This is a genomic window from Desulfothermus naphthae, from assembly GCF_054657475.1.
Window position 1 is genome coordinate 645,692 of the sequence record NZ_BAAHYQ010000001.1, and the last position, 25,147, is coordinate 670,838.

26 protein-coding genes and 1 tRNA gene are annotated in these 25,147 nt (G+C 33.1%); 20 read left to right on the top strand and 7 right to left on the bottom strand.

The genetic code is table 11. The features are described from left to right. Positions 1 to 6 precede the first annotated feature (6 nt). Entirely contained in the window at positions 7 to 891 is an 885-nt protein-coding gene (locus tag ACYQ1E_RS03080; RefSeq protein ID WP_459875229.1) for an SDR family oxidoreductase, read from the top strand. Between the two features lie 64 nt (positions 892 to 955). Continuing rightward, positions 956 to 1,031 (top strand) — tRNA-Asn (locus ACYQ1E_RS03085). A 55-nt stretch (positions 1,032 to 1,086) separates the two neighbouring features. On the opposite strand, the gene ACYQ1E_RS03090 is transcribed toward ACYQ1E_RS03085, so the two are convergent. The 3 genes from ACYQ1E_RS03090 to ACYQ1E_RS03100 form a co-directional block, all read right to left on the bottom strand. Next, on the bottom strand, positions 1,087 to 1,896 hold the full coding sequence (locus ACYQ1E_RS03090) for an enoyl-CoA hydratase/isomerase family protein (protein WP_459875231.1): 810 nt from the start codon (positions 1,894 to 1,896) through the stop codon (positions 1,087 to 1,089). Between the two features lie 1,063 nt (positions 1,897 to 2,959). Continuing rightward, positions 2,960 to 3,082 carry a hypothetical protein gene (locus tag ACYQ1E_RS03095; RefSeq protein WP_459875232.1) on the bottom strand — a complete coding sequence of 41 codons (123 nt, stop codon included), beginning with the start codon at positions 3,080 to 3,082 and terminating at the stop codon, positions 2,960 to 2,962. Next, positions 3,054 to 3,248 carry a transposase gene (locus tag ACYQ1E_RS03100; protein WP_459875234.1) on the bottom strand — a complete coding sequence of 65 codons (195 nt, stop codon included), beginning with the start codon at positions 3,246 to 3,248 and terminating at the stop codon, positions 3,054 to 3,056. The genes ACYQ1E_RS03095 and ACYQ1E_RS03100 overlap by 29 nt, the downstream gene beginning before the upstream one ends. Positions 3,249 to 3,382: 134 nt before the next feature. Between ACYQ1E_RS03100 and ACYQ1E_RS03105 the strand changes: the two genes are divergently transcribed. The 4 genes from ACYQ1E_RS03105 (at position 3,383) to ACYQ1E_RS03120 (ending at position 6,910) form a co-directional block, all read left to right on the top strand. Next, positions 3,383 to 3,547, top strand: coding sequence for a hypothetical protein (locus ACYQ1E_RS03105; RefSeq protein ID WP_459875236.1), 165 nt, complete (start codon positions 3,383 to 3,385; stop codon positions 3,545 to 3,547). Positions 3,548 to 3,676: 129 nt separating this feature from the next. After that, complete coding sequence (tyrS, locus tag ACYQ1E_RS03110) at positions 3,677 to 4,876, top strand: tyrosine--tRNA ligase (protein WP_459875238.1); 1,200 nt, start codon at positions 3,677 to 3,679, stop codon at positions 4,874 to 4,876. Next, positions 4,876 to 5,730: a UbiA-like polyprenyltransferase gene (locus tag ACYQ1E_RS03115; RefSeq protein WP_459875240.1), complete on the top strand. Its 855-nt coding sequence runs from the start codon at positions 4,876 to 4,878 to the stop codon at positions 5,728 to 5,730. The genes tyrS and ACYQ1E_RS03115 overlap by 1 nt, the downstream gene beginning before the upstream one ends. A 4-nt stretch (positions 5,731 to 5,734) precedes the next feature. Next, positions 5,735 to 6,910, top strand: coding sequence for a TraB/GumN family protein (locus ACYQ1E_RS03120; RefSeq protein ID WP_459875242.1), 1,176 nt, complete (start codon positions 5,735 to 5,737; stop codon positions 6,908 to 6,910). 100 nt (positions 6,911 to 7,010) lie between these two features. Here the strand turns inward: ACYQ1E_RS03120 and amrS are convergent, their stop codons facing one another. Further along, positions 7,011 to 8,021 (bottom strand): AmmeMemoRadiSam system radical SAM enzyme, encoded by a 1,011-nt coding sequence (amrS, locus tag ACYQ1E_RS03125; RefSeq protein WP_459875244.1) that lies wholly within the window; start codon positions 8,019 to 8,021, stop codon positions 7,011 to 7,013. A 400-nt stretch (positions 8,022 to 8,421) separates the two neighbouring features. Between amrS and ACYQ1E_RS03130 the strand changes: the two genes are divergently transcribed. Beyond that, positions 8,422 to 8,685, top strand: coding sequence for a TIGR04076 family protein (locus ACYQ1E_RS03130; protein WP_459875246.1), 264 nt, complete (start codon positions 8,422 to 8,424; stop codon positions 8,683 to 8,685). Between the two features lie 628 nt (positions 8,686 to 9,313). Here ACYQ1E_RS03130 and ACYQ1E_RS03135 read toward each other — a convergent pair. The 3 genes from ACYQ1E_RS03135 to ACYQ1E_RS03145 form a co-directional block, all read right to left on the bottom strand. After that, positions 9,314 to 9,520 carry a hypothetical protein gene (locus ACYQ1E_RS03135; protein WP_459875248.1) on the bottom strand — a complete coding sequence of 69 codons (207 nt, stop codon included), beginning with the start codon at positions 9,518 to 9,520 and terminating at the stop codon, positions 9,314 to 9,316. Between the two features lie 342 nt (positions 9,521 to 9,862). After that, positions 9,863 to 10,645: a J domain-containing protein gene (locus tag ACYQ1E_RS03140; protein ID WP_459875249.1), complete on the bottom strand. Its 783-nt coding sequence runs from the start codon at positions 10,643 to 10,645 to the stop codon at positions 9,863 to 9,865. 41 nt (positions 10,646 to 10,686) lie between these two features. After that, the gene (locus ACYQ1E_RS03145) at positions 10,687 to 11,166 is read right to left on the bottom strand and encodes a YkgJ family cysteine cluster protein (protein WP_459875251.1); all 480 of its coding nucleotides are present in this window, start codon (positions 11,164 to 11,166) and stop codon (positions 10,687 to 10,689) included. 151 nt (positions 11,167 to 11,317) lie between these two features. Here ACYQ1E_RS03145 and ACYQ1E_RS03150 point away from each other — a divergent pair, with 151 nt between their 5' ends. The 13 genes from ACYQ1E_RS03150 to ACYQ1E_RS03210 all read left to right on the top strand — a co-directional run bounded on the left by ACYQ1E_RS03150 (position 11,318) and on the right by ACYQ1E_RS03210 (position 25,118). Beyond that, complete coding sequence (locus tag ACYQ1E_RS03150) at positions 11,318 to 12,541, top strand: M24 family metallopeptidase (protein WP_459875253.1); 1,224 nt, start codon at positions 11,318 to 11,320, stop codon at positions 12,539 to 12,541. A gap of 42 nt (positions 12,542 to 12,583) precedes the next feature. Then, entirely contained in the window at positions 12,584 to 14,191 is a 1,608-nt protein-coding gene (locus ACYQ1E_RS03155; protein ID WP_459875255.1) for a DNA methyltransferase, read from the top strand. Beyond that, positions 14,188 to 14,961, top strand: coding sequence for a TdeIII family type II restriction endonuclease (locus ACYQ1E_RS03160; RefSeq protein WP_459875257.1), 774 nt, complete (start codon positions 14,188 to 14,190; stop codon positions 14,959 to 14,961). The genes ACYQ1E_RS03155 and ACYQ1E_RS03160 overlap by 4 nt, the downstream gene beginning before the upstream one ends. A 71-nt stretch (positions 14,962 to 15,032) precedes the next feature. Continuing rightward, positions 15,033 to 16,547, top strand: coding sequence for a sigma-54 interaction domain-containing protein (locus tag ACYQ1E_RS03165; protein WP_459875258.1), 1,515 nt, complete (start codon positions 15,033 to 15,035; stop codon positions 16,545 to 16,547). An 11-nt stretch (positions 16,548 to 16,558) separates the two neighbouring features. Next, positions 16,559 to 19,108, top strand: a complete 2,550-nt coding sequence (gene glnD, locus ACYQ1E_RS03170) for a [protein-PII] uridylyltransferase (protein ID WP_459875260.1) — start codon at positions 16,559 to 16,561, stop codon at positions 19,106 to 19,108. 3 nt (positions 19,109 to 19,111) lie between these two features. After that, entirely contained in the window at positions 19,112 to 20,158 is a 1,047-nt protein-coding gene (locus tag ACYQ1E_RS03175) for a hemolysin family protein (protein ID WP_459875262.1), read from the top strand. Next, positions 20,158 to 20,562: a cytochrome c maturation protein CcmE gene (locus tag ACYQ1E_RS03180; protein ID WP_459875263.1), complete on the top strand. Its 405-nt coding sequence runs from the start codon at positions 20,158 to 20,160 to the stop codon at positions 20,560 to 20,562. The genes ACYQ1E_RS03175 and ACYQ1E_RS03180 overlap by 1 nt, the downstream gene beginning before the upstream one ends. Beyond that, complete coding sequence (locus tag ACYQ1E_RS03185) at positions 20,562 to 22,421, top strand: heme lyase CcmF/NrfE family subunit (RefSeq protein ID WP_459875264.1); 1,860 nt, start codon at positions 20,562 to 20,564, stop codon at positions 22,419 to 22,421. Before ACYQ1E_RS03180 ends, ACYQ1E_RS03185 begins: the two co-directional genes overlap by 1 nt. Continuing rightward, positions 22,422 to 23,036 (top strand): ABC transporter ATP-binding protein, encoded by a 615-nt coding sequence (locus ACYQ1E_RS03190; RefSeq protein ID WP_459875266.1) that lies wholly within the window; start codon positions 22,422 to 22,424, stop codon positions 23,034 to 23,036. It begins immediately after the preceding gene. Positions 23,037 to 23,038: 2 nt separating this feature from the next. Beyond that, the gene (locus tag ACYQ1E_RS03195; protein ID WP_459875268.1) at positions 23,039 to 23,710 is read left to right on the top strand and encodes a heme exporter protein CcmB; all 672 of its coding nucleotides are present in this window, start codon (positions 23,039 to 23,041) and stop codon (positions 23,708 to 23,710) included. Positions 23,711 to 23,715: 5 nt separating this feature from the next. After that, positions 23,716 to 24,396, top strand: a complete 681-nt coding sequence (gene ccsA, locus ACYQ1E_RS03200; RefSeq protein WP_459875270.1) for a cytochrome c biogenesis protein CcsA — start codon at positions 23,716 to 23,718, stop codon at positions 24,394 to 24,396. A 19-nt stretch (positions 24,397 to 24,415) separates the two neighbouring features. Continuing rightward, the gene (locus ACYQ1E_RS03205; RefSeq protein WP_459875272.1) at positions 24,416 to 24,541 is read left to right on the top strand and encodes a CcmD family protein; all 126 of its coding nucleotides are present in this window, start codon (positions 24,416 to 24,418) and stop codon (positions 24,539 to 24,541) included. A gap of 1 nt (position 24,542) precedes the next feature. Continuing rightward, positions 24,543 to 25,118, top strand: a complete 576-nt coding sequence (locus tag ACYQ1E_RS03210; RefSeq protein WP_459875274.1) for a tetratricopeptide repeat protein — start codon at positions 24,543 to 24,545, stop codon at positions 25,116 to 25,118. Positions 25,119 to 25,147 lie beyond the last annotated feature (29 nt).

Below are 25,147 nucleotides of genomic sequence, written 5' to 3' on the forward strand. Positions count from 1 at the left end.
GGTGATATGAAAAAGTCAAAAGTGGTTATATTAGGAGGTAAAAGAGGGCTTATTGGAAAGGCCCTCTCCTATGTCTTTTCCAAGGATCCAGGCTATGAGTTAATTTTACACGATAAATCTGAATTTGATGTCCTGGATTTTGCTAAATTGTCTGAATATTTAAAAGATATAAAACCTGATATTGTTTTGAATGCTGTTTCCTATAATCTGCCTCTTAGTGCAGAAGAAAATCCTGAAATGGCCAATAGGGTGAACTTTGAGCTTCCCAAAAAAATAGTAGAAATATTAAAACATTGGGACAGTTATTTAGTTCATTTTAGTACTTATATGGTATTTGATGGTAAAAGAAATGTACCATATGTAGAGGAAGACAAGCCAAATCCAAAGTCTGTGTATGGGTTATCAAAATTAAAAGGAGAAGAAGCTCTTATTAATGGAAATCTAACCAAGTGGTTTATTATTAGAACTTCATGGCCCTTTGGTCCATGGGCTGCAAATTATGTGGACGATATTATAAAAACTGTGTTAAAACAGGATAGGATTTGTGCATGTCATAAAAATATAGTCTCTCCAACATATACCTTAGATCTTGCGGATTATACATGCAAGCTACTCAAAAAAAAGGCAAAAGGTATCTATCATGTTGTAAATAGCGGCCAGGCCAGTTTATGTGAAGTTGCCCAAGAAATTATAAACTTACTTGGGAGGCAATGTGTCGTGGAACCAGTTGTTGAAGAAGACAGGTCAATACAAGGAAAATTTCCTGAATATGGAGTGCTTGATATTTCAAGACTGACAGGTTTTCTTGGTGAAAAACCTAGGTCCTGGATTCTTGCCCTAAGGGAATATATTTTTTCCTATTATAAAAAACAATTAAAACTAGAATATTAAATTTGCCAAGAAAAAAATCTTGACATCTCAAAGATAATAGATACAATTCTCTTCGTTGTTTCAATCCCCGGTAGCTCAAGCGGCAGAGCGGGTGACTGTTAATCACCATGTTGGCGGTTCAAGTCCGCCCCGGGGAGCCACCTTAAAAAAGAACTTTCTATTTTTAACCCTATCACAAAGCAGTAAATTTACTTTTTATTTTCCTTTAAAATTGGGTTTACGTTTTTCAAGAAAGGCCTTTTTTGCTTCCTCTATATCCTCACTGTTTATTGCCTTTAATATCAATCTTGCTGCCTCAATATTTTTTTCCCTACTGAGTTCTTGTTCTTCAACAAAGTATCGAAAGATTTTTTTCATGCCCCTTACAGCAAGAGGGGCATTTTGCACCAAAGTATTGGCTATAACCATTGTATAATCTTCTAGACTTTTTGTATCAGGCAGAATTTCATGAACTAGACCATATTTGAGTGCTTCTTTAGCAGAGATAGATTTACCCAAAAATAATAGCTCCTTAGCTCGTGGAACACCTAAAATATTTATTAACCTCCTAATCCCCTCTGGATTATAAACAATCCCTAGCTTTGCAGGAGGAATTGAGAATTTAACATTTGATGTAGCATAGCGAAAATCGCAGGCTGCAACAATATCTAATCCTGCACCAATGCAATGACCTTTAATCATGGCAATAACTGGAACGCCAATTTTTTCAATTGTCCTTGTAATTTGTTTTACATAATCGGTCCTTTCCATTTCTTCCATAGCCTGTTCTAAACTCATATTTGCATAGTCTGGTAAAGATGCTGTGATATCATAACCTGAACAGAATATATTGTTGCCTTGTGCAGTTAGTATGATTACGCGAATTCCTTGCTCTTCCATGGAATGAAGTTCCTTAATTATAGTCTTCAAAATATCTTCATTTACTGCATTCTTTTTTTTAGGATTATTGATTGTTATAATTCCAATGAGGTCGTGCTGCTCCACAAGCACCATTTCTCTTGTCATTTTTATTTCTCCTCCTTTAAAACACAGGGCAAAAGGATAAATGCCCCGAAAAATCCAAAGGCCTTGGTAAATGTGCCAATTACAATATCAGCTCTCCCTGTAGTAATCTCCCTACCCTATTTTCCCATTGCTCCAACAGAATGGGCTGTAGTGTAAAAAAATTTGGGTAAATTTTTTATAGAAAAATGGGCATCATCCTTTAGGGTGAGGTGAAAGGAAAAAATAACCTAAAAAACCCATAAAGGAGGATGCCCTATGTCTATATTCGAATGCAAGATTAGTTTGCCTGAAATTAAGGATTTTATCAAGGACTTAGTTTTAGTTCCAAAGATATTTTTAAGTTGATAAGAAGAGATATTAAGGACCACCTAGGGAAATTTCTGACAAAGATGATGGAAACTGAACTTACTATTTTTTAGGAAGGCAGAAATATGAGAGGGTTAAAGGAAAAAGGGAAGGGAATTATAGGAATGGATATACAACTAAGACATTTGCAATAAAAAGAACTAGGTGTCTTGGTTCAGCGTAAAATGGAATTTTCCTGGATAAAAATAAGCTAGTTTTAATTTCCAAAAGGGTCTATAAAAGACAGATGTCCCTCTAACACACATCAAAGGGGTGTCAAGGACAAGCCTTTCAGGTGCGCCTTTGGCGCATCCTTGACACCCCTTTTTCGTGTGTTGATTCTGAAGGTGCCGACGGCGGGGGGACGCGGACTCTTCCTTTACCTCTGGCGAAGGAACTATTATTTTTTTGTATAGTACCCTATGCTTAATTTTTTTCACTTTTGACGCAATACTTTTCTACGTTCTCTAGCCTTATAAAGTTTACGATTTCGTTCTACAAATATCTCTTTATCTTTTCCTTCAAGCTTATCTTTTGGCATTATATATTCTATGGCACTAGGAAAACGTTTAAAATTGTAGTATTCTACAAAATCACCTACTATTCTCCTGGCATCACTGATTTTGATTTCGGTTTTTTGGGACCAATAATTAAAAAATGCCCACTTTATCTCTAATATCGTGTGCTACCCACATATCATTTAAATTTTCCCAAAAATTTATTTTAAACTTACATATTCTTCCATGAGCTCAGCCAACACTTCATTCTTCTGAGAAAGTTTGTCTTCTAAAGCAGCAATCTTTTTCTCTAATCTAGAAATATGACCCTTTTTCTTTTTCAAAGACCATGCTTCCTTTTTCAAAAAATTCCTTCTGCTCTCTATAAAAAAGTGTAGGATGTATATTATATTCATCACATACATCTGATACGGACCCATTTTCCAATAGATTTTTCTTCAAAATCATCACTTTTTCTTGGGGGGTGTGATGTCTTCTTTTCTTACTCATGACTCTCCTCCTCAAAGTTTAATCTTTGCTAACATACTTTGAGGAAAATTCCAATTCCGTCTGAACCGCTGTTTCTATGGCGCTTCACACCGACTTGTAACCCATGATGTTCGATGTAGGTTAATAGGCAATAAATGAAAAGATCGTGTTATATTATAGCCGATCCTAATGGAGTAGGAAAGCGAACTTTTGCCAGAAGACTCCTTTCATTTCCCTATCATAGATATTCATTATATCAGATCGTTCTTATTATATCAAGTTCTGTAGGATACTATAATTCATGCATTTCAAAAGCCTAAAATTCTCTTGCAAATCAGAAGTAGTAAGGCTAAAAATTTAAATCAAATCTTACAGCTGAGAAGCAAGATTGTTATGCAACTTAAAATTAACGTGAGTTTATTAAAAATATAGTCAAAAGGAGTCTTTTTATGGAAACAGATGTAAAGAGCGCGCTTGAACTTATAAAACGTGGTACAGTAGAAATTATAGAAGAAGAGGAACTTATAAAAAAGCTACAAAAAAAAATACCTTTAAGAGTAAAGGCAGGATTTGATCCAACTGCGCCAGATCTCCATTTAGGCCATACTGTACTCATTCAAAAATTAAAGCATTTTCAGGAACTTGGACATAAAGTCCTGTTTTTGATTGGTGATTTTACTGGAATGATAGGTGATCCTACAGGGAAATCAGAGACCAGAAAACCATTAACAAGGGAGGAAGTTTTAAAAAACGCAGAGACCTATAAGAAACAAATATTCAAAATCCTGGATGAGGAAAAGACAGAGATTATGTTTAATTCCCAGTGGCTGGATAAATTCACTGCCTCAGATTTTATAAAATTATGTTCAAGATACACTGTTGCCAGAATGCTGGAAAGAGATGATTTCTCAAAGAGGTTCAAGGAAAACAAACCTATTGCAATCCATGAATTTATCTATCCATTGATACAGGGCTATGATTCTGTTGCCATGAAAGCAGATGTGGAACTTGGGGGAACAGATCAAAAATTTAATTTGCTTGTTGGAAGAACCTTGCAAAAACAAGAGGGAATGGAGCCTCAGATTGTAATTACCATGCCCCTTTTAGAAGGACTAGATGGTGTCAATAAAATGAGTAAGTCCCTTGGAAATTATGTTGCTATAGAAGATCCTCCTTTTGAGATGTTTGGTAAAATCATGTCCATATCTGATGAACTCATGTTTAGATATTATGAATTGTTATCAGATAAGGATACTGTTTACATTGAAAAGATGAAAAGAGATATAGAAGCAGGCAACTTACATCCTAAAAAGGCAAAAGAAGACCTCGCCTTTGAGATAACAGCTAGATTTCATGGAATATCAATGGCAAAAAAAGCCCAAGAAGAGTTTAACAGAGTGTTTTCAAAACACAATATACCTTCAGATATTCCAGAAGAAATCATAGAAAGTCCTGATGTTACATTAATTGACCTGTTGGTTGACAAAGGGTTGTGTAACTCAAAGGGTGAGGTAAGAAGATTAATAAAACAAAATGCAATATCTATAGACGGCAAAAAAATCCATGATCCTTACATCAAATTTGATATTGGAGAATGTGTAGTTAAGGTTGGCAAAAGGAGATTTTTAAAGGTTGTAAGGAGAAGTTAATGGAAAATAAATTTAAACTATTTTTAAACATGATAAAGATTGAACATTCCCTTTTTGCCTTGCCTTTTGCTTACATAGGTTGTTTTCTGGCAAATTCAAATTGGCCAGGTCTAAGGGTCTTTTTATTAATCTCCATTGCAATGGTGGGCATGAGGTCATTTGCAATGGCAATGAACAGGATTATAGATCTAAAATTTGATAAAATAAATCCAAGGACTCAGGACAGACCTCTAGTTACTGGTGATATTACCCTAAAGGAATCCTGTTTATTTTCCATTATTTTTGCCTTTATTTTTATACTTGCCTGTTATGGATTAAACAGGCTATGTTTTTATCTATCCTTTTTTGCACTTGTATGGGGGGCTCTGTATAGTTTTTCAAAGAGGTTTACCACCCTATGTCATTTTTGGCTTGGATCTGTTCTGGCAATGGCGCCTATTGGTGGCTGGCTTGGAGTTGATCCCCATGTACGTCCAGTAGCGGTGACATTTGCATTTGGTGTCCTTTTTTGGGTAGCTGGTTTTGACATTTTGTACAGTATTCAGGATAAGGAATTTGACAGAGAACAAGGGCTTTTTTCTCTGCCTTCAAAATTGGGTATAAAATCCGCCCTCTGGATATCTTATTTTTCTCACATTATTTCTATAATTTTCTTTTTTTTAGGTGGATGGTTGGCTGGTCTTGGGACAATTTATTTTATTGGTTGGTTAATTGTAAGTTGTATTCTTATTTTCGAACACATAATTGTTAATGAAATTCGCCTCGATAAAATAAATATGGCCTTCTTTCAAATGAATGCATATGTATCTTGTATACTTCTTTTAGCAGTTTTTACAGATATTTTTTTAGGATAAAGACATGGATATATTAGAAAAATTAAAGGGAAAACTCATTAGGGTAGAGTATGGAGAAAAGGAAATATTTATTCTTGGTACTGCCCACGTATCAAAGGAGAGTGTTAGGGAAGTAAGAGAAACAATAAAAGAGATAAAACCTGATACAGTATGTGTGGAGCTTTGTGAAGCTAGATATGAGTCTATGTTCAATGAAGATAAATGGAAAAACATGGATATTGTAAAGGTGGTTAAACAAAACAAGGCCTTTTATCTGTTGATGCAGCTTATACTCTCATCTTTTTATAAAAAAATAGGTGATAGATTAGGAGTTAGGCCAGGGGCTGATATGATAGAAGCTGTGTGTGCTGCTCAGGAGATTGGCGCTCAAGTAGTTCTGGCAGACAGGGATGTTAATATCACCCTAAAAAGGGTGTGGGGATATTTGGGATTTTTAAAAAAAATGAAATTAATCGCTCTTCTGATTTCATCTATTTTTTCAACAGAAGAGATAACAGAGCAAGATATTGAAAAACTAAGGCAGAAGGATCAACTGGAAATTGCCTTGGAGGAAGTAGCTTCTTCACTCCCCGAAGTGAAACAAAGACTATTAGATGAGCGAGATATATACTTAGCTGAAAAGATAAAGTCAGCCCAGGGAAAAAAGATATTGGCAGTTGTTGGTTATGGACATGTAAATGGAATTGTGTCCAATATCCCAAAGGAAAATGATCTGTCACCCTTAGAAAGGGTGCCTCAAAAAGGCAAGATAGGTCAATTTTTAAAATGGCTAATTCCTATTTTGATTTTAGGCCTGCTTATATATGGCTTTATAAAGGGTGGCAAGGACTTATCTCTTGAATCCATTTCCTTATGGATAGGGATTAATGGCAGTCTTTCTGCTTTAGGTGTTGCCTTTGCCCTGGCACATCCTTTAACAATTATTTCCGCGTTTTTGGCTGCTCCCATAACCAGTCTTAATCCCATGGTAGCAGCAGGTTGGGTTGCAGGTCTTGTCCAGGCCTGGGTTCGAAAACCCAAGGTACAGGATATTGAAGAACTGCCTAATGCTATTTTGTCTGTAAAGGGTTTTTGGACAAATCCAGTGACTAAAATACTTTTAGTTGTTGCATTTGCAAATATTGGTAGTTCTATTGGAACTTTTTTGGCTGGGACTATGATAGCAAGTAAATTGTTTTAGTTTTAAAAAAGGGCTTTTGGTTTAATGTATTTTTAAACTATGCTCCCTTTTTTAAAATTGAAAGTGAGCCAGTAAATTTTTTGAGATTTCCAAGAGAATTTTAATTCCATATTCCTTCTATTTTTGTTTCGCAATAGGGGCAGATTCCATTTTTCAAATTAAATTTAGAGATATAAAATCCCTCTCTTTCTATAAGGAGTTTTTTACAATTAGGGCAATATGTATTTTTTCCATGGTTTCCTGGCACGTTTCCTGTGTAAACATACTTTAATCCTTCTGATAGTCCTATATCTCTTGCTTTATAAAGAGTTTTTTCAGGGGTTGGTGGTGGAGTCATAAGTTTATATTCAGGATAAAATTTGATAACATGCCATGGAATAGTGGGATCTAAAGAAACCAAAAATTTTGCTATGTCTTTTAATTCTTTAGTACTATCATTATATCCTGGAATTATTAAAGTTGTAACTTCTAGCCATATTCCTAAACTTTTTATGATCTCTATGGTTTTTAACACATGTTTAAGTTGTGCTCCACAAAGATGTTTGTAAAACTGACTTCTGAATGATTTCAAATCCACATTTGCAGCATGCAGATAAGGATAAATTTCCTTTAAACATTCTTTAGTCATATAACCGTTTGTTACAAATACATTTTTTAGACCCTTTTCAATTGCTATTCTTGCTGTATCAAAACACAATTCAAAATATACTGTAGGCTCTGTGTATGTATAGGAAATACTTTTTGCGTCATTTTTTATTGCAAAGTCTATTATTGCTTCAGGGGGAATTAATTCCCCTATGATTTTATTATAATCATGAGGTAGTTGAGATATTTTGTAATTTTGGCAAAATTTACATCTAAAATTGCATCCCACTGTAGCAATAGAAAAAGTTGTACTCCCAGGAATAAAATGAAAAATGGGCTGTTTCTCAATGGGATCTAAAAGTGGTGCAAGAACTTTATCATATACTAAGGAATACAAAATCCCCTTTCTGTTTTCTCTTACTCTACATATTCCCTTTGAGCCTTCCTTTATCATACACCTGTGATTGCATAGATTGCATCTTATCTTATTTTGCGCTAATTTTTCGTATAAATAAGCCTCCTTCATTTACTTTTTCCTAATTTTTTTATTTTTTTAAAAACATAGTTTTTATTTGTTTTTTTTCATTCTTTCAGGTGTAGTTTTCTTTTATTTTACTTTATTTAATTTTTTATTTATATTGTTTTTCTCCCTTTAATCTTTTAATCTAAATAATAAAAGCATTTATACAATTACTGAATATTAACCTAGAAAGGGATTAAATGTAAATAGCTAAGTTTTTGGGGGATATGGTGTTTACGAAAATTATAGGTTGACTAATAGGAGAGCAAGCATTAAATAATAAAAATTATAAACCAAAGAAGATATACGGATAAAAAAGAGGCCTTTTTCACCAAAAAAGTTTGGGGGTTGAGAGCACATTTTTATAAAGAATGAAAATTTTAAAAACACAAAGGAGGTGCTTGAGATGGCAGTAAATTATCCAAAACTTGGTAACAAAGTAATTGCAAAGATCGTAGGGATGGAGGGTCAGTGTAGTATAGGCATGAAAGAAGGGGAAGAATATGAACTAAGCGTCCACAAATGTGGAGATTTTTGTGGTTTTTTTTATCATAATCTATTCGGTTTAATAAATATCCTCCAATTTGGTGGCTCCTTCCCTGTAATGGAATGGGAATGTCCAAATGGCAAAAATAAAGTAAAAGTCCAGTTGAGAGTAGAAAAGCAGTAAAGAACGGGGTAAGATTTACGTGTACCTTTTGGCAGTCAAAATTTGAATTAGTGGTGATAGTATTTCTCTCGATAAAAGAAATAGAAGACAAGCCGTAAAGTGAAGGCAGTTTCTGATAATACCCCATCAATTTTTGAGGACGCAGGGAGGATTTTGAAGAGAGATTTTTTTGGAAAGATAATAACATTCTTTGTGCCAATCCTTAATTGTCAAAATTAGAATGAGTAGCCATACTTCTTGTGGTTCATCTTATGGTTATTTCCATTCTAGCCAGATTGAGAGGTTTAAAGAGGGAGTCTTTAATAGGAAAGACTCCCTTAATTTTTGTTATTCTACTGAGTTCGCTAAGCGGATATGCATAAATATTTATAACAAATATTAAATAATATTTTAAAAGATAATTGCCCAACAATATCTAACATTGCTACATTTAATACAGCAAAAAGATCTTACGTTTTCTTTTGTTTATAAATACTTCTAATTGCCTCATGCCCTGCAGGGTGTTTTATTGTACATTGTGATAACTCTTGCTTTTCTGGGTATGTTCATTCCTTCTGCCCAAAGGAATAAATAATTATTACTTTTGCAAATAAGCACTAGCTAGCGAATTACTGCATGTTTCTCTTCTCTAGTTTGTGCTGTCTAAGCAACTTGTTTTAGCTAGGCCTTTGCAAGTATATCCCATGTCTTCTAATGCCCGTAGAACCGTATCTAAACTAACCTCCATATTTAAGTCTCTTCTTGCAGCATGAGTTATTAATAAAACAGTCCACGCGTTTTCCTGAAGGCCATGCATTAAAGGAAAATCTGAAGTTATTGTTTTTATATATTCCATTATTTTTTTCCTTTTATCTTTTGGCCTAAATGGTGAAAATTTAAGAACAAATCCTTAGATGCCATAAGTCATATAACGTTTAATCTAGTCTCTAACAGTGTGCGGATGGCGCTTAAACACCTATGCTATCTGAGGTAGGAATTTCCCCTTAGCGTTCAAAAGCACCTTAAGGCTTTTTCTGAATCTTTTGATATTACCTAGGGACGAAAATTTTCAACTGCCCTTCGTTGATTATTTGATAGTTGTAGCCTACTCCAAAAAATCTTTGATCAGGATTTCATCTTTTAAAAAACTATTCAAGATTTATAAATCTTTACGCATTTCTGCTTATTGTCTTTGTGATTATTTATAAAAAATTCGAATATATAAATCTCCCTTAAATGGTCCAAGCCTTTTTCCCAGTCCTTTTAAACGAATTGCCTTTCCAACTACATAATTTTCTGGTATTTTAGTTATTATTTGCGTTGGTCTTTTCTTAAATTGGGTTATTTGAAATTTGAGTTTTGCACCTGGAATAATCTGTTTTTTCTCCAGATAAATTATATGTTCATGGTCTAGCTGAGACTTAAGCCAATTTTTAATATTAGAAATACTAAAGATGTCAGTGATTTTTTTTACTTGTTCAAGGGGGGATAGTCTTGTAACCCTGCCTAGTGGTAGATTGTTTCGATAAATGGACCTCTTTTTTACTTCCCTGAAAATATCTTCAAATACCTGTCTTGCAAAGGGATCGTTTAATATATTTTTTAATATCTCCTCTTGTGATAGGGAAGATGTATATGTTGTAGTCTTCTCTTCTTTCCGTGTTTTGGTATAATGCTTCTGAGATCTATATTTTTTTGAAAAAAATTCTTTTTTTGGTGTTGTGTAATATGCATTTTTCTGTACATTTTCGTAAGTTGTATATGGTTTAGATCTTCTCTGATGGGAAGGCTTCTTTTTATATTCAGAGATCAGAAATACATAAGCTTCATTTAATTCTTGAAATTTTTTAGTAGCATCTTTTAGACGTGGATTTAGGTCCGGGTGATACAAAAATGCAAGCCTTCTATAGGCCTTTTTTATTTCATCTAATGATGCATTTTGATTAATTTTTAGTATGCTAAGTGCCCGATTTTTGTCCATAATAAATTATTGGGCCTGTTACATTATTTATGTAATTCTAATTAAAAGTGATCTGTTGTCCACTCACTCTGACCACTCACACTGATCTTCAGGGCATTAGGTCCATTTTCCTCGTCTTTTATAAGATTATGTTTTTTTAAAAAAAAGTAACCATATTTTTTGAATTCATCAAATTTTGTATGCCTTAAAATGCCAGGACAATACTCCTTTGCCATCAAAAAACTGTATTCATCCTCTAGATTGCCTTTAAAAAAAGGCCATGCCAGACATATATCAGGTTTTACAGGGTGAACTGTACACCCTTTTTTTTCAGTGTCAAAAAAAACACACCTTCCATCTTTTTTTACTGCCAGTGATAATTTCCCATCTGGAGTTTTACATATAAATTTATCCATAAAATCAGATGGTGTTAAAGAAAGGTATTTAGCCATCCTTTGTATCTCTTTTAAAGTCACAATTATTCCGCCTTCTCCTTTGCAGCATTCCCCACACATCTGACATTTAAAAACCTTATTTTCCATTGACAACTCCCAAAAATATTTCAAATATTTTATACATTGCTAATAAGCACAAATTTGTCTAAACTAAGCATCCAAATGAATCTATAATCTATTTTATTTTCTTTAATTGGGCAATATTGAAAATAGAGTAAAAATGTAAGTAGGGGGGATGATGTTTGAAGCCTTGGAAATAATACCCAGAGAAGAACTTGAGATAAGATGGAACAGATTGAGAGAGCTTTTAGATAAATATCAGCCTGAGTCACAAGGCATACTCCTATTATCCAGGGTCCGCATATATTGGGCAAGTGGGCACTTTGCAACTGGAATGTTCTGGCTACCTAAAGAAGGAGAGCCTTATCTCTTTATAAGAAAAGGGATTGAACGGGCAAAAATAGAATCATTGGTAAAAAATATATTTTCATATCGCTCCTTTTCAGATGTGTTTAAAATATTAGAAGATGATAATAATCCGCTCCCAAATGTGTTTTCAGTAGAAATGGATGGGGTTTTGTGGTCAACAGGAAAATTAATGGAGAAAAAGTTTCAGGCTAAAAAACTCCTAAGTGGTGATTTTGTAATAAATGCAGCGTGCGCCAAAAAGACCAGTTGGGAGCTGGAAAAAATAAAACTTGCAGGAAAGAGACATTATCAGGGGATATGCGAGATAGTTCCCAAAAAGATAAAGCCAAATATGAGTGAGAGGGAAATCGGCGAAGTTGTCTTGGACACATATATGTCCCTTGGTCATAGTGGCATTATTCGTATGCAAGGGGCATACGAAGAGCTCTTTATTGGACATATTAGTGCTGGAGATTCAGGTATTTACCCAACCTGTTTTAATGGACCTGTTGGGGGCAGGGGGATCCACGCAGCAGTTCCCCATTTTGGCTACAGTGGTAAGGTGTGGAAGGAAAAAGAAATACTTATGGTAGATACAGTGTTTTCCTTAGAGGGCTATCAAACAGATAAATCCCAGGTTTTTTTTGCAGGAAAAGAAAAAGATATGCCAAGAGAGCTAAAAAGGGCCCAGGAATTTTGCCTCATGGTTCAGACTGAATGTGCCAAAATGCTTGTCCCAGGACAGTGTCCTGAAAATTTATATTTATTTGCCACGCAGCTTGCAAAAAAATATGGATTTGAGACTGGTTTTATGGGGCTTTCAGGGAATAAGGTTCCATTTATTGGACATGGCCTTGGCCTATATTTAAATGAATGGCCACCTATTGCAAAAAAATTTATACAACCCTTTGAAGAAAATATGGTGATTGCCCTAGAACCAAAGGTTGGTATTGATGGTGTGGGTATGGTTGGGGTGGAAAACACCTTTTTAGTTACTCCCAGTGGGGGAGTGTCTTTAACTGGTGATAATTTTGATGTGATTTTTATTGAATAAGTCTTTACGCTACAAAGCCGTATGTAACATCTGGAGATGATTATGAATCAATTGACCTCATTCGCACCAGATAAGAGATTAATAACTGTTCAGGAAGCAAGTAAATGGGCTTCTCAATATTTAGGGAGGAAAATTACAGTATCTAATATCTCTTATTTATTGCAGTATGGAAGGATAAAAAAATATGGTGACAATGGAAATCCATTAATTGATATAAGTGAATTAAAAAATTATTATGATACCTTTTTTCGGAAAGAAAAGGAATGGAGAAAAATTTTGGGAGATGATCTTAATTGGCACTTGTCTTTTGTTGAATATAAAGAGTCTGAAAGGACAAAACATGTCCATAGGTTACATCCATATAAAGGTAAATTTATACCTCAATTAGTTGAGTATTTTTTAGATGGACATACCGACGAATTTAAGAAAGAAATATTTTTTAATAAAGGTGACATAGTGTTAGATCCATTTTGTGGTAGTGGAACCACCCTTGTTCAAGCAAATGAACTTGGAATTCATGCAATTGGAGTAGATATATCTGCTTTTAATGTTATGATTAGTAATGTAAAAATAGAAAAGCATAATATTTTTCAACTTCACAAAGCAATTCAAAAATTGACTTTTGAATTAGAAAGATTTGAAAGAACAAGAAATAATATATTATTTGAAGAGCATTTGCTTAATGAACTGTCTGTTTTTAATAAAAAATATTTTCCTTCACCTGATTATAAAATAAAAGTTAGACAGGGGTTAATAAATGAGGAAGAATATGCAAAGGATAAAGAAAAGAAATTTTTATCAATTTATTGGAATTTAGTTAAAAGATATAACATACAGGTTAAACAAGATAAAAATGAAACCTTTCTTGATAGATGGTTTTTGGCTCCTGTAAGAGAAGAAATAGATTTTTTGTGTGAAAAAATTAAGGAAATAGAAGACAATAAAATTAAAAAAGTTTTAGCAATAATATTGAGCAGAACCGTCCGCTCTTGTAGGGCAACTACCCATGCTGATTTGGCTACGTTAAAAGAACCTGTCACTACCACCTATTTCTGCAAAAAACATGGCAAAATTTGTAAACCTATATTTTCCATAATGGGATGGTGGCGGAGATACTCTGTTGATACTTTGAATAGACTCAGTCAATTTGACAAACTTAGAACCAATACAATGCAGATATGTCTCGTAGGAGATAGTAGGACAATTAACATAATAGAAGAACTTAAGAAGAAAAAGCCCAAGCTAGCTGAGATGGTATCTAAACAGGGCATAGCAGGTATTTTTTCTTCGCCTCCTTATGTTGGTTTAATAAATTATCATGAGCAACATGCCTATGCATATGAGATTTTTGGGTTTGAGCGAAGAGATGAATTAGAAATAGGTCCATTATTCAAAGGCCGTGGAAGAGAAGCAAGAGAATCATATGTCCAGGGAGTGGCCAAGGTCCTTCTTAATTGTAAAAAATATTTAAAAGAAGATTACAATGTATTTTTAGTTGCAAATGACAAATATAATTTATATCCGCGTATAGCAAAATTGGCTGGAATGAAAATAGTTAACCAATATAAAAGACCGGTACTTAATAGAGTAGAAAAAGATAGATCTGCATATTCAGAGATTATTTTTCATTTAAAGGAGCAGCGATTGTGAGTTTAACAACAAAACAAATTTCTAAAATCGAAGAGGTAATAAAAGAAAGTTTAAGAAAAAAATTTCAGAGTTACAATCCAGAAACTAAGAACATGCCATTTCACTATCGCCTATTAGGTAAGGATAGAATGGCATTATTTTCTTTTATTCATTCTCTTAATACGACCTTTGGAACATCTATTTTTGAACCAGTGGCAGAGACATTGGCAAGTATAAATTTTTTAGAGGCCAAAAAACAATATATTTTAGGAACAAATATAAGTGAAAATGCTCAGATTGAAATTCAACATATAATAAACGAATTAAGTACAGGTAAAAATCCTGATAAAAAAAATGAGATTCAAAGGATACGTAATGTTGCTACCACCGGAAAAATGAATAAATTAAAAACTGTAAAAGTAGATTTGTTTTTAAGAGATACCAAAGGACGTGTTCATTTATTTGATATAAAAACAGCGAAGCCTAATATTAGTAATTTTAAAGACTTTAAACGTACCTTATTAGAATGGATAGCAATTTATTTAGCTAAACATCCAGAAGCAGATGTCTATTCGTATATTGCAATTCCTTATAATCCATATGAACCTAAACCATATGAACGATGGACATTAAAGGGAATGCTTGATTTGAGCCAGGAATTAAAAGTAGCTGATGAGTTTTGGGATTTTTTGGGAGGCACTGGTGCTTATGTAGAATTATTAAATTGTTTTGAAAGAGTTGGTATTGAATTGAGACCTGAAATTGATAGATATTTTGAGAAATTTAAATAAAATATGTGTTAATTGATTCTATGTGGAATAAAAATTATTAAATTTAGTCTCTACCACAAAAAACATTATCTATGAATTTGACTTATAATGACCTGCTTGCTTTATACGAAATAGCAAGGGTGGTTGCATCTGAAGAGGATATTCAAGGCCTCATGTCAAAGGTCTTGAATATCTTAAGTGAAAAGTTGGGCATGAATAGAGGTATGATTTCAGTCTTAGACCTCCAGTCTAAAGAAGTGTGGCTGGATATTGCCAGGGGAGTTGAGATTGGCCAGGAGAAAATAACATATAGGCCTGGGGAAGGGATAACAGGTATAGTTGCCCAGACAGGAAGACCTATGGCAATTGCAAATTTAGGCAAAGAGACCCATTTTCTGGATAGAACTGGTGCAAGGAGTAAAATTAATAGAAAAGAGCTCTCATTTTTGTGTGTCCCAATCTTTTTTAAGGGAAAGGTCGTTGGGATTCTTTCTGCTGATAAACTTAGCAGGGAAGTAGAAGACTTAGATAAGGAATTAGAACTTCTATCTTCAGTTGCCCATTTACTGGGAAAGGCGGTGTATTTTAGGGCAGTTGAAGAGGAAAATAGAAAATTAAGAAAACAACTTGCTACTGCTAGCAGGCCAAAGACTAATATAATTGGAAGGTCAAAAGGAATACTTGAAGTCCTGAAATTAATAGATCAAGTTGCCAACACAGACACCACTGTTTTGATCACTGGGGAGACAGGAACAGGAAAGGAGCTTGTGGCCAGTGCTATCCATGAAAATAGCAGCAGGGCAAAAGGTCCTTATATCAAGGTTAATTGCGCGGCAATGCCCGAGAGTTTGCTTGAAAGTGAGCTCTTTGGTCACGAAAAAGGCGCATTTACAGGTGCGCTTTCCAGAAGAAAAGGGTGTTTTCAAGAGGCAAATAAGGGAACCATATTTTTAGATGAGATTGGTGAACTTTCTCCTATGGCACAGGCAAAGCTCCTTAGGGTTTTACAGGACAAGGAAATTCAACCAGTTGGAGCATCTAGGACCATAAAAGTAGATGTGAGGGTGATCGCTGCTACAAATAAAGATCTAGAACAAGAGGTAGCTAAAGGTAGATTTAGATCAGACCTTTTTTTTCGACTCAATATTTTTCCAATATATATCCCTCCGCTCAGGGAAAGGGGGTCTGATATCCTTTTGCTTGCTGATTTTTTTGTAAATAAGTACTCAAAAATTTTTAAAAAAAATATAAAACGCATCTCTACAACTGCAATTGATATGCTCATGTCTTACCACTGGCCAGGAAATGTGAGAGAGCTGGAAAATTGTATTGAACGTGCAGTTTTGATTGCAGAGGGTGAAACCATTGAGTCACATCATCTTCCCCCTTCCCTTCAAACAAAATCAAAGAGTGAGAAAGGTAAATTTCACGGAAAATTTGACATATTAGTGGCAAACTTTGAAAAGGACTTAATTATTGATGCATTAAAAGAAACAAATGGAAACCAGAGTTCTGCAGCAAAGATCTTAGGAACTACTAAAAGGATTATACAATACAAAATAAAGAAATATGGAATTGACCCAAAAAGATTTAAAAAAAAGAAATAAAAATTTATTATATGGGCGCTATAAAAAAAATTACAAATAAATTAAAGGAAAAAAGAGATAAATTTATTCAATTATGTGAAAAGGATGTGGTGGGGATAAATGCAGTAAAATCATACGCAAAGGAAATTATAGATGTTTTTTCTAATTATTTAAAAGGATTAAATCTTGATAGGTTATGTATTTTTGCATCTGGTGGGCTTGGTAGAGGAGAAATTAGCTTTGACTCTGATTTAGACCTTGTTTTTTTACATCAAAACAGATTGTCAAAGAATTTAAAGTCCCTCATTGAATCCATCATCTTATCTTTATGGGATGCTGGTTTTGAAGTTGGACAACAGGTGTCCTCTTTATCTGGACTTATTCGCCTTGCACGATCTGACTTCTCTGTATGCACTTCTCTTTTAGAAACAGAATTTTTAGGTGGCGATAGGTATCTCTATGAAAAATTTAAGACTAGTTTTATTGATAGTTTGAGCTCTACAAGACAAAAAAGAAGTTTTTTAAAGAAACTAAGACAATACAGGGATGAGAGAATCAAACAATATGGAGAGAGTATTTATTTAATTGAGCCAAATATAAAAGAAGGACTGGGGGGAATTCGGGATGTACATTGTATTAAATGGGGAGCTGCTGTTTTATTAAATACTCCTGATTTAAATACAATATTAGCACTTGGATGGATAAATCAAGATGAACTTGAGTGGATATTAAAAGGTTATGATTTTTTATGGAGGACTCGTATCCAGTTACATAGAATTGGTGGAAACAGAAAAGAACAATTAACCCTTGAAGATCAACACACAATTGCACCTAAATTGGGATTTTCTAATGGAGAATTTATATCCTCAGAAGAATCTTTTATGAGGATGTATTATACCCATACATCCAGAATAAAGAGAGTAACGAATTTTTTTATAGATAAACTATTTGATAGATTTGTGGAAAAAAATAAAAAAGAAAAAATAATCCCTGGCCCATTTATTGTTAGAGGTGATATAATAAGGTTTAAAGATCCAAATGATGTAAATATTAGGCCAGAAATCTTAATGGAACTATTCTGGAACGCATCAACATACAAACTTAAGTTTCACCATGATACAGGAAGAATTATAAGAGAAAATCTAAAATTAGTAGATAAAATAAAATCCAATGAAAAAGTTGTTTCCATGTTCTTTGACATTCTCCTAAATCAAGAAAATAGTTTTGAAATATTAAAGGTAATGCATGAGACAAAATTTTTAGATACCTTTATTCCAGAATTTTTACATCAAAGATATAGGGTTCAATATGATACATATCATACTTATACTGTAGATGAGCACCTGCTTAGAACTGTTAAAGAGATGCATGAATTAAAAAAAGGAGAATATGGATATCTCTTTAAAGAGGACATAAATGAAAAAATTTTGTTTTTAGCAGCGCTTTTACACGATATTGGTAAAGGTTATGGGGAAAATCATTCAAAAAAAGGAAAGGAGCTTGCCAAGGAGATTGGAAAGAAACTTTTTCTTACCCATGAAGATATAGAACTTTTGTGTTTTTTAATTGAAAATCATTTATTACTTGCAGAAACGGCCTTAAAAAGGGATTTAGAGGAGGAAAAGCCAGTTGAAACATGTGCAATAAAGATAGGTTCTTTAAAAAAACTCTATATGCTTTTTTTGTTGCAAATTGCAGATTCCGTGGCTACCGGCGAAAGGGCATGGAACCCATGGAGAAAAACCCTTTTAGACCAACTATTTATTAAGGTTAGAAATATACTTCAGGGCGAGACTTCAAATGGAAAAGATATTAAAAAATTAATAGAACAAGTAAAAACACAGGTGATAAGCCTTTCAGATAGAAATGAAATATCAGGTGTTAAAAAGTGGCTTGATGGGCTTTCCATGAGGTATTTGCTCAGTCAATCGCCAGAAGATATTTATCTACATTATAAATTGGAACACATATTTTCTCAAAAAAAGGACGTTGTTTTAAATTTAAGAGGTCAAAATGGGTTCTGGGAATTTATTTTTGTATGCAAAGATCATCCAAGACTTTTTGACTTTATTACAGGAATATTGTGGATAAGTGGAGTAAATATATTATCTGCTGATATTTTTACAAGAAATTATGGTGTAGCTGTAGATATATTAAAAGTAGCAAACATACCAGATCCATTTAATTTAGAAAGATTTTGCAATAGAGTTGAAAAAGATTTAAAAAGTTTACTTTCAGGGGATTTGAAATTAGAAGATCTATATAAAAAAAGATATTACAGAAATTTTCCAAAATATAATTATTTAAAGAGAGAAGATAGAGTGGTAATAAATGAAGAGGCTTCTGACTTTTATACAATTATTGAAGTATATACATGGGAGCGTCCAGGAGTTTTACATACTATTTCAAAGATTTTGCATGAGTTTAATTTAAATATTAAAATGGCTAAAATTACTACTCCTGGGGAACAAGTAGTAGATGTGTTTTATGTGACTACTCATGAAGGCACCAAGATATTAGATCCAGAGTTACACAAACAAATTAAGATAGCACTACTTAAGGCATTAAAGGAATTTAGTTAAAATATGTGGTTACTTGCTATATCTTTTGCACTGGCAGTGGGTATATCATCCCTATGTTCTCTCACAGAAGCGGTTTTATATTCTGTATCCTGGAGTTATATAGAGACATTGAGAAAAAAGGGCAAGAAAACAGGTGATATTTTATTTCAGCTCAAATCAAATATTGACAGACCCATTACTGCAATCTTGACATTAAACACAGTTGCTAATACAGCTGGAGCGTCAATTGCTGGAGCTGCTGCTGTTTCGGTTTTTGGAGAAAAAAATCTCTATATTTTTTCCATAGTTTTTACCTTAACTATATTATTTTTTTCTGAAATAATTCCCAAGACCGTGGGAGTGCTCTATAACAGGACCTTTGCCCAAATACTGGCAAGGCCGCTTTTGGGACTTGTTGTTTTATTTTTGCCCCTTATAAATATTATCTCTTTTACAATAAAATTTTTAGAAAAAGGTAAAAAAGGGGTAGATACCTCTGAGGAAGATGTGCTTGCACTTGTTAGTCTTTCTAGAAAGACAGGAGTCATTAAGCAATTTGAAGAAAAATACATTCACAATGTGCTTAAGCTTGATAATCAGCGGATTATGCAGGTGATGACTCCAAGGACTGTTATGTTTTCTCTACCTGCTGAGATGAGTATAAAGGACTCAATAGATGTGGATAACATGTGGCCATATAGTAGAGTTCCAATATTTTTTAATGGTGATATTGAGGACATCAGGGGAATTGTCTATAAAGTGGATGTGCTAAGATATCTTATTAAAGGAGAAGGTGAAAAAAAATTATATGAGCTTAAAAAACCTGTTCATTTTGTTCTGGAAACTATAACTCTGGACAGGCTACTTGTTACATTTTTAGAATCTAGAATTCCTATGGCAATAGTTTTAGATGAATATGGTGGTATTTCAGGGCTCATTACTTTAGAAGACATTTTAGAAGAAATCTTAGGTAAAGAAATAGTTGATGAAACTGATAAAGTAGAAGATATGAGGACTCTTGCAGAAAACAAAAAACAAGAAATCCTGTCAAAAATACAAGGAGAAAAATAATGAAAAAATCGAATAAAAATACTTATTTATTTGCTTTTTTATTAATTTTGTGTGGATTTATATTTCTTATTTACACATCTATTAAATCTGAAAGTGTTTATTTTTTAAATGTATCTGAAGCCCTTGCAAAACAAGATTTAAAATCAAAAAATGCGAGATTATTTGGAATAGTTGGCAAAAATATAAAGAAAAATAGAGATTATATAGAATTTCCACTGGTTGATAAAGATCATCCAGATGAAAAGATATTGGTAAAATATAGTGGGGGCATACCTGATACCTTTAGAATTGGCAGTGAAGTTATTGTAGAAGGTACTTTTAAAAATCATATATTTGACGCTCGGACACTTATGACAAAGTGTCCATCAAAATATCAAAAACAAAATAGAGGAGATATGGGATAATGGCGCTTGTTTGTTCATTTTTTATGGTTCTGGGATTTTTTTCATGTGGTTTTTTCAGTATTTTTTTACTATATTTGTTTTGGACAAAAAAAGATGTTGAATTTGCTGAATTGGTTCAACAGAGTGTATTTTTTTGTGTTAGCTTTTGTTTTTTAATACTTTTATTTGCATTTTTAAAAAGGGACTTCTCATATGTGTATGTTGCATCATATACTGACACATATCTTCCCTGGTATTATGCCTTAACCGCAATCTGGGCAGGACAGGAAGGCTCCCTCCTTCTCTGGCTTTTTTTTATTGCAGGATGTGGAGTGATATTTTTAAGACAAACCCAGTATAAAAAACTTGATCTTAATGTTAAGGCCATTTTCTGGTCTTTGTTTTTTGCGACTGAGGCCTTTTTTTTTCTAATACTAATCACAGTTGCCAATCCATTCTTAATAAACAATCCTCCTCCTAGTCAGGGAAATGGTTTAAATCCACTCTTAATTCATCCTGGCATGATATTCCATCCACCAGCACTCTTTTTGGGGTATGCATCTTTAGTGGTGCCAGCACTATTAGGACTGTCTATGAGGATATGTGGAGTTAGGCAAGAATTATATGAAGTGATTAGAAAATGGACCATGTTTTCCTGGGTGTTTTTGTCTATTGGTATAATACTTGGCATGTGGTGGTCATACTATGAACTTGGTTGGGGTGGATATTGGGCATGGGACCCAGTGGAGAACTCCTCACTGATTCCATGGCTTTGCACTACTGCTTTTTTACATGTAAATATTGTTGCAACAAGAGAAAAGTCCCTTGAGAGGACATGGGGACTTATTTTGGGATTGACTTTAATAAGCTGTTATGTAGCCACTTTTTTAACCAGAAGTGGGATAATTGAGTCTCTCCATGCCTTTAGTGAAGGTGGTGTTGGAGAGCCATTTTTGTTTTTGATATTGAGCAACTTAATTTTGGTATTGTACATAACTATTTTATTCCCAGCTAAAAATACTAAGAACTTAAGTGGAATGTTGTCAAAAAATGGTGTTTTAATTATTAGTTCATGGATATTTTTAGGACTTTGTTCAATAATTTTAATTGGGACAATGTATCCTGTTATCAGTAAGGCTATCTTTGCTCAGTCAAAGGGACTTTCTGCTTCTTTTTATAATAAAGTATTTCTGCCTATTGCAAGTTTTCTAATATTTTTGATTATTTTCTGCCCATGGATCAAATGGAAAAAAGAATCCATACAAACAGAGGGGTTTATATTTTTTGGGGTTTTTGTTGCGTTATCTGGTTTGTTATGGTTTTTAAAAATTAAAAATTTATTGGTTATCTTAACTATTGCATCTTCTATATCTGCGCTTTTATCTGTTGTTTATTTTGTATTTAAATATAATCTATATTCAAAAATAAGCACCCTTGGTAAATGGGGTATCCATTTTGGAATAATAATAATAGCTATCTCCATTGCAATATCCGCAGGATATAAAAAGAGTGCAGATTTTATATTGGCCAAAGGACAAAGTATAAAATTTGAAGATTATAATATTAGTTATCAGGATCTTAAAAAGAAAAATTATAAAGATAAAATTATCTATAGCTATAAGTTTAACATCCATTTTAAAGACAGCTATTTGGGTACATTAACCCCTGAAAAGATATATTATCTTGTTCAAGATAATTTATTTTCAAAGGTAGCAGTATATAAAAGATTTTTTGATGAGTTGTATATAAGTGTATTGCAAAGCACTGAAGAGGGAATTTTAAAGATTGAGGTTCAAAAAAATCCAATGGTACACTGGATCTGGTTTGGGGCCATAATCTTAAGCTTTATGGGACTTTTAGCAAACTTTAAAAGGACGTAAATGTTAGAGTTAATAGGGATAAGTAAAGTTTTTGGCCAGAATCTTATCTTTAAAGACGTGAGTTTTTATGCCCAAAAGGGAGATGGAATTTTCATATTAGGACCAAATGGTTGCGGTAAATCCACCTTAATAAGGATAATTGCAGGGAGCATAAAGCCAACCGCTGGTAGCATAAAGTTTGATAGTCAGGTAAAAAGAATTGGATATATGGGACATTTTTTCTCTGTTTACGGGGAGTTGAGTTCAATTGAGAATTTGAGATTTTGGTCTGAGTTATATAGTTTAAATCATAAAGAAGAAGATCTCAAAGATATTCTTGATAGAGTTGGTTTAGGTCCAGTTTGTTATGAAAAGGTCTCTATATTTTCAAGGGGTATGATACAGAGGTTAAATATAGCCAGGCTGATGGTAATAGATCCCCATATTTATCTTTTAGATGAGCCAGAAACAGGTCTTGATATTAAATCAAAACAGATGCTTAAAGATTTTGTTGCATCTGAGTTACACAGGGGCAAGGTGGTAATTTGGGTAACCCATTTAACTACTGATAGTTTTTTTAAAAAAAGACTAATTTTTAAAAACAATACGTTTATATTTGAAGAGATTAAAAATTAATAATGTCTCCAATCATAGTAGTCCTAAAAAAAGACTTAACTATTTTATTTTTCAAAAAAAAAGGAATAATAGAGGCCCTTTTACTTGGACTCATAATTATCTTTACCTTTAGTCTGGCTAGTAGTAATCTTGAGGTGGTTCATCCAGTATGGTGTGGCACTATTTTCTGGGTATGTTCCTTGTTTTGTTGTGTGCTTATATTTAGAGAACTCTACAGGATAGAAGAAAGGGACAATGTGTTTGAACTACTCATTATTGCACCAATATCTAAAGAAGGGATATGGATTTCAAAGACAATTGCAGGGTTTATAACAACCTTGTTTTTACAAATTTTTTTCCTTATTTTAATGGTCATATTTTTAAAAATTGACCTAACAAATAGCCTTTTATATTCATTTATTTCAATTTTACTAATAGATTTAGGTATATGCATTATGGGATCCTTTTTTGGTGGGGCAATGGCTGGAAGTCATCTAAAAGACTCCCTTTTAACAACAATACTTTTCCCTTTAGAAATACCTTTAGTTCTGGGAGGAATAAAGATCTACACACAGCTTATTAGTGGCGGAAGTTTTGATGAGATAAGTGGATGGATTCGCATAATAATAGGATATGATGCGATTTTTGCTGGCATCTGCTTGTTTCTATATCCATATATTTTAGGAGATAGTTGAGGTTTATGAAAAATAATTTTACTATTCACACTACAGTGCTACTTTTAAGCGTTTTTTTTATTTGTATTGGTAGCTATTTTATATATGTATATGCTCCAATAGAAAAGGTAATGGGAATACCACAAAAGATTTTTTATTTTCATGTATCATTTGCCTGGTGGTCATTTTTTTCATTTTTTTTGGTTTGTATATTTAGTCTTTTATACATCTTAAAAAAGGATTATAAATATATATTATGGTCGATTTCTGCAGCAGAAATTGGTGTATTATATTCAACAGTGGTTTTAATAACTGGAATTATTTGGGCAAAGGCATCCTGGAATACCTATTGGACATGGGATCCAAGACTTATTACAACTCTTATTATGTGGTTTATGTATATAATATATTTAGTTATTGTAAACATAGATATACCAGAACATAAAAGATATATATTGGCCAGTGCACTTGGGATTGTGGCATTTTTAGATGTTCCCCTAGTGTTTTTGTCTGCCAGGATGTGGAGGAGCATACATCCAGCAATATTTGCATCTAAAGGTGGCGGTATGCCCAGAGAAATGTTATATACCATGTTGATTAATCTCTTTGCATATGGTCTTTTATTCTTCTATCTTTATATATTGAGAAAAAATCAATTGACTATCAAATATAAAATAGAACAAATAATGAGGAATAAAATTTTTTAAAATATTTGGAGCTTGTTATATGCATTATCTTGTAATTGCAAATATTCTGGTTTGGATAGGTATTGGAGGATATCTTTTGTATCTTGGAAGGGAAAACAGAAAAATTACCCAAAAATTAAATCAAATACAAAGAGAGTTTAAATAATATGAATATTACAAATTCAAATAGAGTAAAGATACTTATATTTTTTATTGGTATAAATGTATTTTTTATGATTGCATACATGATATATTATAAATTTCAAAATCCTTCACTGGTTGTTCAAAACAAAAACATAACTCAGGATGAAATGACGAAGGCGGACATTGAAAATATAATAACCAGGTATATGAAAAAGATAAAACAAGATCCAAATGATGTAGAAGCCCTAAAGTCTCTGGCCTCTATTTTTATGCAAATGAGGGCATGGGATAGGGCAGAGTTCTTTTTAAAAAGGGCATATAAAATTTTGCCAAAAGATGAGGAAGTAATTCTAAACCTGGCAATGTGTGATCTTTTTTTAAAAAAATATAATGAAGGAGCTAAATTACTTGAGAAAATTATAGAGATTGATCCCAAAAATTATATGGCCAAATTTAATCTGGCATATTTGTATGGATTTATTTTAAATAAAAAAAAGAGATCACAAATATTGTTTAAAGAGCTCATAAATAATAAAGATGTGCCTAAAAATATTAAGGACAAAGCAAATGAGTCTTTAAATGAACTAAATAAAAATTAATTTTTATTTTAATTATAAATCTTGGAGGT